This window comes from Methanofollis sp. (genome assembly GCF_028702905.1).
GTDB lineage: Archaea > Halobacteriota > Methanomicrobia > Methanomicrobiales > Methanofollaceae > Methanofollis.
Genome location: NZ_JAQVNX010000088.1, coordinates 1 through 8,522 on the forward strand (window position 1 = coordinate 1; position 8,522 = coordinate 8,522).

General features: G+C 58.7%; 6 protein-coding genes. 2 read left to right on the forward strand and 4 right to left on the reverse strand.

Translation table 11 applies throughout. The features are described from left to right. Nucleotides 1-179 precede the first annotated feature (179 nt). From PHP59_RS09810 to PHP59_RS09820, 3 genes are all read right to left on the reverse strand, one after another. Complete coding sequence (locus tag PHP59_RS09810) at nt 180-3,164, reverse strand: Ig-like domain-containing protein (protein ID WP_300166485.1); 2,985 nt, start codon at nt 3,162-3,164, stop codon at nt 180-182. 237 nt (nt 3,165-3,401) lie between these two features. Beyond that, nucleotides 3,402-4,811, reverse strand: coding sequence for a carboxypeptidase regulatory-like domain-containing protein (locus PHP59_RS09815; protein ID WP_300166487.1), 1,410 nt, complete (start codon nt 4,809-4,811; stop codon nt 3,402-3,404). Continuing rightward, on the reverse strand, nt 4,801-6,348 hold the full coding sequence (locus PHP59_RS09820; protein WP_300166489.1) for an AMP phosphorylase: 1,548 nt from the start codon (nt 6,346-6,348) through the stop codon (nt 4,801-4,803). The genes PHP59_RS09815 and PHP59_RS09820 overlap by 11 nt, the downstream gene beginning before the upstream one ends. A 266-nt stretch (nt 6,349-6,614) precedes the next feature. Here PHP59_RS09820 and PHP59_RS09825 point away from each other — a divergent pair, with 266 nt between their 5' ends. Both PHP59_RS09825 and PHP59_RS09830 read left to right on the forward strand, forming a co-directional pair. Beyond that, a complete protein-coding gene (locus PHP59_RS09825) occupies nt 6,615-7,058 on the forward strand; it encodes a helix-turn-helix domain-containing protein (RefSeq protein ID WP_300166491.1) in 444 nt (147 codons plus the stop codon). A 38-nt stretch (nt 7,059-7,096) separates the two neighbouring features. After that, entirely contained in the window at nt 7,097-7,894 is a 798-nt protein-coding gene (locus PHP59_RS09830) for a transposase (RefSeq protein WP_300166493.1), read from the forward strand. A 360-nt stretch (nt 7,895-8,254) separates the two neighbouring features. Here the strand turns inward: PHP59_RS09830 and PHP59_RS09835 are convergent. Further along, on the reverse strand, nt 8,255-8,522 hold a 268-nt coding region (locus PHP59_RS09835; RefSeq protein WP_300166495.1), incomplete at its 5' end, for a PGF-CTERM sorting domain-containing protein.

Sequence of the window (8,522 nt, forward strand, 5' to 3'; positions counted from 1 at the left end):
TTCGCCCTCTGCCTTCCCCGTCCTATCGTAATTCCGGGGGTCTGGGGGCAGCGCCCCCGGCGCAAGCGTGCGGGAAGGCACGTTGACCAGACGAACTCCTCAGAACAATTTTCATGCGGTATGCCTGGGGCGTGCTCCCGACTCATGTCTGATTCTACAGAGTCAAAAAAAGAAAAAAATTATTCCAGCCTGATCTTGTTGGACTGGAGGTTACCCACCTGGATCCCATTGATGAGCTGCACCCTGTCGCTGCGGGTGTCGGGCGCCGTCGCATCGACGCGGATCAGGTACCTGCCGGCGGCAAGGGAGCGGATGTCAAGACTTGCCACCTCGTCACGCTCGCCTGCAGGCCTGGGCGTCATCGTCAGGAAGGGCGTCCAGGTCTTCCCCCGGTCTGTGGAGTAGGAAAGACGCTGGGTGGCCGTATAGTTGCCCGTGTAGTTCATGTGCCACCCCACCTTCAGGAAGTCGGTGACCGGACCAGAACCGACACGCTGTAGAGGTTCGACGAGGTCAAGGGTGGCGTTCATGATCCCGGTGTTGTTCAGGTCGGGAACGGCGGTGATGAAAGTTTCAGGGAGGTCGAGCGAATCAGTGCCGCCATTGAAGGAGATCGTCGAACCCGGACCGAAGACATTGATGTTCCCGTCCTTCAGCACCTTGAGGGTGTAGGAGGTCGTCCAGGTCTGGCCGAGGCGGACCGTGCCGATGTCGAAGTGGAGGCTCTGGTCGTCCTCCCAGTCGGCCGTCTGGTCCTCGGTGTGGAGGGGAACAGGGTCGTAGTGGCCGGTCTCGTTGTCGATCCAGCTCGCGATATTCGTCGAGACACCGGGGATGTACTGGTAGGCGAAGACATCCTCGCCCGGCACAGGGGCGTTGTTCACCTGGACGTTCTGGAAGGAGAGGTCCATCATGGTGTCCACGCCGGCCTCGGTCTTGAGGTCGCCGGCGATCTGGCTGTACACATCATCGATATTCGCGGCATCGCCATCATAATATTTTCCGCCCGTCGTCTCGGCAAGGGTCCGGAGCGTACTCCTGCCGCCGGAGGATATGCTATCCGCATAACCGATCGAGTAGATCTTGATATCATGGTCCAGGGCATAGGTGGCCATATTCTGCTCGGCATGCGAGAGGCCGGAATAATAGTAGTACCTGCTGTCGAGATCGTTGTAATACGTAGGAGTGGAGCTACCCTGGTATCCCCGGGCCAGCGGGTCGCCGTACCAGTTGTAGTCACCGTCGGAGAGCAGAACGATTGCCTTCACCGCGTCGTCCCGCCCATCAGATACAAGTTCGCTGACAGACTTGTAAAGACCGTGGCGCATGGGCGTGCCGTGATCCGGGACCAAGGAGTCGAGTGTCGTATCGACAGCAGCAGCGTCGCTGGAAAGATCGGAATCGACCGTGGCATAGTCGCTGTAGGTGACCGGGCACACATAATTGTTGTTGATATAACTCGTTGAGATCCTGGAATTTGATCCAGGGCGACTGATGGATCCATTTCTCCCGAAGGAAACGACCGCAACACGATCCCGGTCAGATGACATGCTGCCGACAAATTGCTTTGCCGCTTCCCTCACCGAATGCATACGGTCAGGGTTGTCGTAAAGCATGCTTCCCGAGCGATCAATCGCCAGCACCACGTCGATCGGGTCGGGCTGGAGGGCCCACCCATCGCCCTTGAGGGCGAGAGTGACGTTCACCGTCCCATTCACCTCGACGGTCTCGGGGTCGACCGAGGTGGAGACAGAGAGATAGGGATAGTTCTTCCAGGTGAGGGGGAGGGTGCGGCTGACGTCACCCCACACGGCGACGACCTCGCAGGTCCCGGTGGCTGTGTTGCTGTAGGCGGGGTCATTGCGGTCGCGGGTGAAGGCGCCGGGCCTGAAATGGACGACGGCATAGCCGTCTCCGTCCGTGGTCGCCGACATCTCCACCAGTTCGGGGGATGCGGTGGCACTATATCCGGCCGTATCGATGTTGGAAAGGGAAAAGGTTACTGTCTCTCCGAAGACAGGGTTGCCCTTCTCGTCCATGACCTTCGCCCTGATCTCCGCGGCCATGTCATCCTTCACGTCACGGCTCGGCATGGACTGGGGGTTCGCCGAAAGGAGCATGTTCACCGGTTCGGTGTTCGTGAACTCGACAGTCTGCGAACAGACCACTGATGGATCATCCGCCGACGTCGCCGTGATCGTCACGGTGCCGGTGGCGTCCTTTGGTCCATAGGAGATCATGACCTGACCGTCAGAGTTCGTGACCGCAGACCGGTCTTCCCCGGCAAGGGCGGAGAACAGCACGGAACGGTTCCCTGCAGGGTTGCCAGAGGCGTCCTTCAGGGTATAGGTGAGGGTGAACGTGCTCTCCCCGTCGGCAGGGACCCAGGGGACGGGGTCGGAGTACGGGTTGACCGAACACGCGATCGAGGCAGGGGCGGCGTTGCCGATGCCATAGATGGTGAGTGTAGTGGCGGCGACCGTGCCCGGGAAGGAGACGTAGATGATGTTCTCGCCGGCCGTCTGGTCGGCCCTGAAGTCGGCCGTCACATCCCCGTTCTCGTCCACAGGCAGGACGACGTCGTCGCGGTACTCGCTCCCGTCAGAGATACCGGCACGGCCGCCGGGCGACCCGACCTGGAAGCGGACGGTCTCGGCCTCCCGGCGGGCGTCGACGCGGTTGCCGTACCTGTCCTCCATGGCAAGGACGATCGCGGTCGTGGACCCGACGGTGATCTCGCTCTCGTACTCAAGGACAGCAAGCCTGTACGGGGCGGCGTGGTCGATCATCTGGTCGCAGGACGAAGAAACTGTCCGGGGGACATCGTCTTCGTCGAGGTACTCAAACGTCGCCGTGATCGTCGCCGGGCCGCTCCTCGTCCCGGCCCTGAATGTCGCCGTCGTTTTTCCATCGGCGCCGGTCGTCACCGTGGACGGCGACACCGTACCCAGCGCGGGATCACAGGAGAACGCGACGCTCTGCCCGGCAAGGGGCGCCCCACCGCTATCGGTCACCGTCACCATGACCGTCGACGTGCCCCCGCTACCGGCGACAAGCCATGCAGTATCGGCCTGAAGGTGCATCTGGGGCTCCGCGGCAGCGGTTCCGGCACAGAAGAGGAACAGCACGCCAAAAAGGAGTATTCCAAAACGTTGTATCGACATATCTTCTCCCTCAGGTATGTACAGACCCGATCCCCATATAAAACAGGACGATTCATATTATCTTGAAAATATTGTCAGATATTCAAAAAGATAGATTAATAATGGCATAATTAAGATGATCAAAAAAAATGCAGGATTAAAAAAGAGAAAGCAATATAATTCATTAACGGCGATTGAGGGGGCCGGCACCGCAATGCCAAAAAATTCTCCCGGATCCAAAAAAGGGGAATAGAATGTTTAGAAACCGCCACGCCGACCGGGCCTGCGATTGCGGCGTGATGGAGTCCGCACCTTCCCTGCCACGACCACACCGGCGACCGCCACGAGGACAAGGATGACCGCGACCACGCCGATGATCCCGAGAGGTAGGCCGGAAGGTTGCATCGTGAGGGAGCATGACTCGCCCGAGGAACCGATCGGGACCTGCTGCACCAGATATGTGGGTTTGTAGCCGTCGAGCATTCCCGAGACATTGTAACTGCCGGGCTCGATGTCGAGTTTCAGGATCCCGTCCGCCCCGGTGACGCCCCGGTCCGTCCCATTCACGCCAATTGCCACACCGGCAAGGGCTTTGTGGTCGGGACTCCCGACGATGACCGCAACAGGAACAGAGACAGGCACCAGTTCGGCGACAAGGTCGGTCTTCTGGTCACGAGAGTTGCACGACCCCTGCCAGGCGACATAGCCGGGAGCTCTGACCTCGATGGCATGCGTGCCCGCCACCACCGACTCAAGGCTGAACCGTCCGTAATTATCAGTCACACCGACGTCTTTACCGTCGACAGAGACGCTCGCCCCGGCCAGAGGGGCCTTCGCGGCGTCATAGACCGAGATGAAGACCGGGTACGTGGACTTGGAGAGGAAGATATCGGTGAGGACGGCATTCTCCGGGATAGATACCTCCTGACAGTAGTCGCTGTACGCCGGGTGGGTCACCTCCACGAGGTATCGCCTGTCCGTATCCAGGACAGTGGTGACGAAACCGTCGCGGCCCGTCGTCCCCCGCACCGTCCCGCCGACCTTCACTGTGGCATTGGCAATCGGGACATGGTCCCTGGCATCAAGCACCCGGAAGGCGAACCTGCCCTCAGGATAGAGCCAGAACTGGACGGGCTCGACCTCGTCGTCGATCTCGATCTCCCGCTGTAGCAGGTCATAGCCCTTTGCCTCGACCTCGACAGAATAGTCCTCGTTCGCCTTCACCTCGAAGGTGGCAAGACCGGTCGAATCAGTCTTTTCAGAGTCCTTTTCACCGCTCACCTTATTAGCGATCTCGACCCAGACACCGGAGACCGGGAGGAAGGTGTCGGCGTCATAGACGGTGATCTTCAGGTCGAGAGAATCTCTGTCCATCCGCACGGCCACAGAGGTGTCGTCGGCGTCGATGCGTTCATACCAGTCCTTGTAGCCCGACTTCGTCACCTTCAGGTTGTAGCGGGAGGACTCCGTGTGCCGGTAGGACACCTCGCCGCGCGAGTCGGTGGTGCCTTCGTCGCTGCCGTCGACATAGACCGTCGCCCCTTTGAGGGCGGTGCCGTCGTCCGCGTCCTTCACCGTCACATCGACGAGGGTGGACGCCTGCACGGCAGTGCCGCAGAGGAGGAGGGCAAGGGCAGCAATGATCAGAATACGTAGTTTACATACCATGGGATTCACCTCCCGGCCCCCAGTGCCTGCCGGGGACGCGGTCGAGGAGCATCCCCTCGACAACGACCGGCATCAACTGGCGACCGACTTCGAGCGCCTTCTGGAGGCGCCACTTCCGGTCGGCATAGACTGTGAAGATAGGTTCGCCGACCCGAACCTGTGTCCCCTTCTTTGCATGGACGGAGACGCCCGCACCCGGGTCCTGCGGTGCGCCCGCAGCACGGGCAAGGCTGATGAGAGCCTTGTTGTTCAACTCGACCACATACCCGCTCGTCGGGGCATTGACCACGAACTGGAACTCGCCGGGAGTGATCTCCGCGGCGGTCACGTCGGCGTTGCCGCCCTGCACCCTGATGATCTCCTTCATCTTTGCAAGGGCCCTGCCTGAAGCGAGAACTTCCTGGGCCATCGTATAGCCCTGGCCGGGCGCCGCCTTCCCCGACATCTCCAGGAGGATGCCGGCAAGGGAGAGGCTCTTCTGGATGAGGGAGTTCGGCTCTTTCGCACCTTCGAGGACGGAGAGCGCCTCCTTCACTTCGAGTTTCGGGCCGATGGTGTGGCCGACAAGGGACTCGCCATAGGTGAGAGCGCACTCCACACGCATGCCCAGGCGTTCACCGAGATCGATGAACTCACGCGCCATTTTTCGCCCCTCCTCAACGGTCGGAACCTTGGTGTGCTCGCCGACCGGGATGTCGATGGCGACAAGGTTCGCGCCGACCGCGAACTTCTTCGCCATCACCGAGGCGAGCATCTGGCCCCGTGCATCGATCTTGAAGGGGTACTCGACGGTGATGAACCGGTCGTCGGCCGGGGCGATGTTCGTCGCCCCGCCCCAGACGATCACCGCACCCACCTTCTCTGTCATCTGCTGGACCTCGGCGGCGGTGAACTCCACAGGGGCGAGCACCTCCATGAGGTCGGCAGTGCCGGCGGCGCCGGTGATCGCACGCGAACTCGTCTTCGGGATCTTCAGGCCCGCGGCGGCGACGATCGGGACGACAAGGAGGGTGATCTTGTTGCCCGGCACCCCGCCGATCGAGTGCTTGTCCACGATCGGGTACGAGGGGAAGTGGAGGTGCTCGCCGGTGTCCACCATCGCCCGCGTGAGGTACTCCACCTCGTCCATGTCAAGGGGGTTCGTGTAGGTGGAGACGATATAGGCGGTGAGTTCGCTCGGGGAGAGGACGTCGCCGACGACGTCCCTGATGATCGCGTAGGTCTCTTCCTTGGAGAGGCGCTGGCCGTCCATCTTCTTCCTGATGTAGTCGAGGGAGGCCGGACGGTCGGCCGCCCGCACCTCGACCTCGGCGCCGTCAAGGACGTCGATCTGCTGCTGGGTCTGCCGGTAGACGCCGATCACGCCCGGGTCGATGAGGGAGGCGGTGGTGTCGACAAAGGCGGATACCGACTCGCCGGTGACCTGGTTATTCACCTCGACCCGGTCGCCGTCCCGCACGCTGATCTCCCGTGCATCGGTGGCATGGAGGAGGACACCGCGATGGGCGATGTCAATCAGCCTGGTTACGAGTTTCATGGATAATGATGCTCCTGTCTTGTTTAAATTGTGGGGGTGAAGAGGGAGGAGTGGGAAGTGTGCACCACCGGAGAGAGATACCCATATACAGTTCCTTTGGAAGTGCACGGTCACCAGTCAACGGACTGGAGATACCACCGCACAACCAAAGGAGGTTAGACCTGTCAGGCACATTTCCAATTTGACGTGAAGCGGATCCACCTGTCTTCACCTTCGCCACGTATAGAACAGGTATATCTTATGAGTGGGCGGATATGATACTGTCGATGCTCTTTTCCTACAAGTATCGAGCATATCCAGACGCAACCGTTGAGACACGGCTGAATGCTGCACTCGATACCTGCAGGTGGTTATATAACAAACTTCTTGAAGAGTGCAACACTGCACGAGAGAATGGGATCACTCCGAAGATGCAGAAAACGCAGGCGCGGATCGTCACGTTGAAAGACAAGAATCCTGCACTGAAAGAGGTATATTCCAAAGTGCTCCAGATGGTGAACTATACCCTCTGGAGCAACATCGCCGCACTGTCACATACACAGAAGAAAGGATGGAAGATCGGCAAGCTCCATTTCAAGAGCGCCTTCCGGTACCGGACGCTCAATTACAACCAGCCAGGGTTCAAGATTGATAAAGAGCATAGCACCATCTCATTCTCGAAGATCGGAACACTTCCCTTCACCATGCACCGGCCATACACGGGAAGGTGAAAGGTGTCCTGATCACCCGTTCTGGTGATAGATGTTACGTGATTGTTCAGGCAGAGCGGGAGGTCTCCACGTCAAAACGTGAAGGGCAATCTGTCGGTATCGATGTCGGTCTGAACTCGTTTGCGGTCGATAGCGAGGGTGCGGTGATCGAAAACCCCCGATTCTATGAGCACTCGCTTGACCGGATCAAGAAGTTGCAACAGAGCATTGCCCGGAAGAAACGATTTTCACAGAACTGGAAGAAAGCAAAGAGCAGACTGGAGACGGTCTATGATCATATCACGAACCAGAAGAGAGATTTTATGCACAAACTCTCCCGCCTGTATGTTGATACCTATGCAACGATCTGCGTCGAAGACCTGAATATCAAAGGTCTGAAGGAGAAAGGCAACTCTAAAGGACTGCACAGGAGCATTCGCGATGCTTCATGGGGACGATTCTATTCTGATCTTGCGTACAAGGCTGAAAGTGCAGGTACGAAACTTGTAAAAGTCGATCCCCGGAATACGTCACAGATGTGCTCAAACGGCGGGAGCATTGTGAAAAAGACGCTCTCCGAGAGAGTCCACGAATGTCCGTACTGTGGGTTTGTTGCCGATCGAGATTACAATGCCGCGGCGAATATTCACCGCGTGGGGATGGAACAGCCCATTGAGCCTGTGGAAATGCGGAGCACTTCCCGGTCAGGGAAATCTCCGATTTCCCGTGCTGTGAAGACGACACCTCTACATCATATTTCTGTGATGCAAGTGTTGTCCATGAAGCAGGAAGCCACGCCCAAACAGGCGCGGGGAAGTTCACAGGGTATCGGCATTCCTGCCAGAAAAACCCGTTGAAATTGACTTTTTTCATCCTCGCGTAGAATGCTTCTGGAGAGATTACTCTCGAATTCCTGTTCTGAAGCACCGGTTCCGGGGCGCCTTGCCCCCCATACTCATGTACAAACAAAGTGAGATGGAGAGGGTCGAAGACATTCGATTTAGTCCCCCACGAATGATATGAAAAAGGCAGGGGGTCCGCACATTCTTCCTGCGATCAGGGAGAGGCAGCAACCACAGCATGGGGATTTACCATGAAAGCCACCAGAGGGGGCTTTCAAAAAACCGCTTGAAACTCCGTTTCAGGAGCGATTCAGCAGAGCACTGGAATGAAACGGGAGCGGAGAACAGAAGAGAGACGCTAAAAAAAAGGGGGGATTAGTTCCTGCGCATGACAAGGAACGCAACTGCACCGAGGCCAATCAGGGAGATCAGCGCACCGAAGCCGGGCTGAGTCGGGGTGGTGGCCGGGACGGTGGTGGTTGCGGTCTGGGTCGGCGGGACAGTGGTCTCACTGCCGGTCGGCTGGACCGTCGGGGAAACCGGACCTTCAACGATGTTGAAGTTCGTGGTCGCGGTCGCGTCGGAGACGTCGATGCCCTCAACCTTGACCTGGTACTGGTCAGGCTTGTAGTTGGTTGCGTCG

Coding starts and splice junctions, on each gene's coding strand:
- PHP59_RS09810 (WP_300166485.1), bottom strand. CDS start 3,164: ATGTCGATACAACGTTTTGGAATACTCCTTTTTGGCGTGCTGTTCCTC.
- PHP59_RS09815 (WP_300166487.1), bottom strand. CDS start 4,811: ATGGTATGTAAACTACGTATTCTGATCATTGCTGCCCTTGCCCTCCTC.
- PHP59_RS09820 (WP_300166489.1), bottom strand. CDS start 6,348: ATGAAACTCGTAACCAGGCTGATTGACATCGCCCATCGCGGTGTCCTC.
- PHP59_RS09825 (WP_300166491.1), top strand. CDS start 6,615: ATGCTCTTTTCCTACAAGTATCGAGCATATCCAGACGCAACCGTTGAG.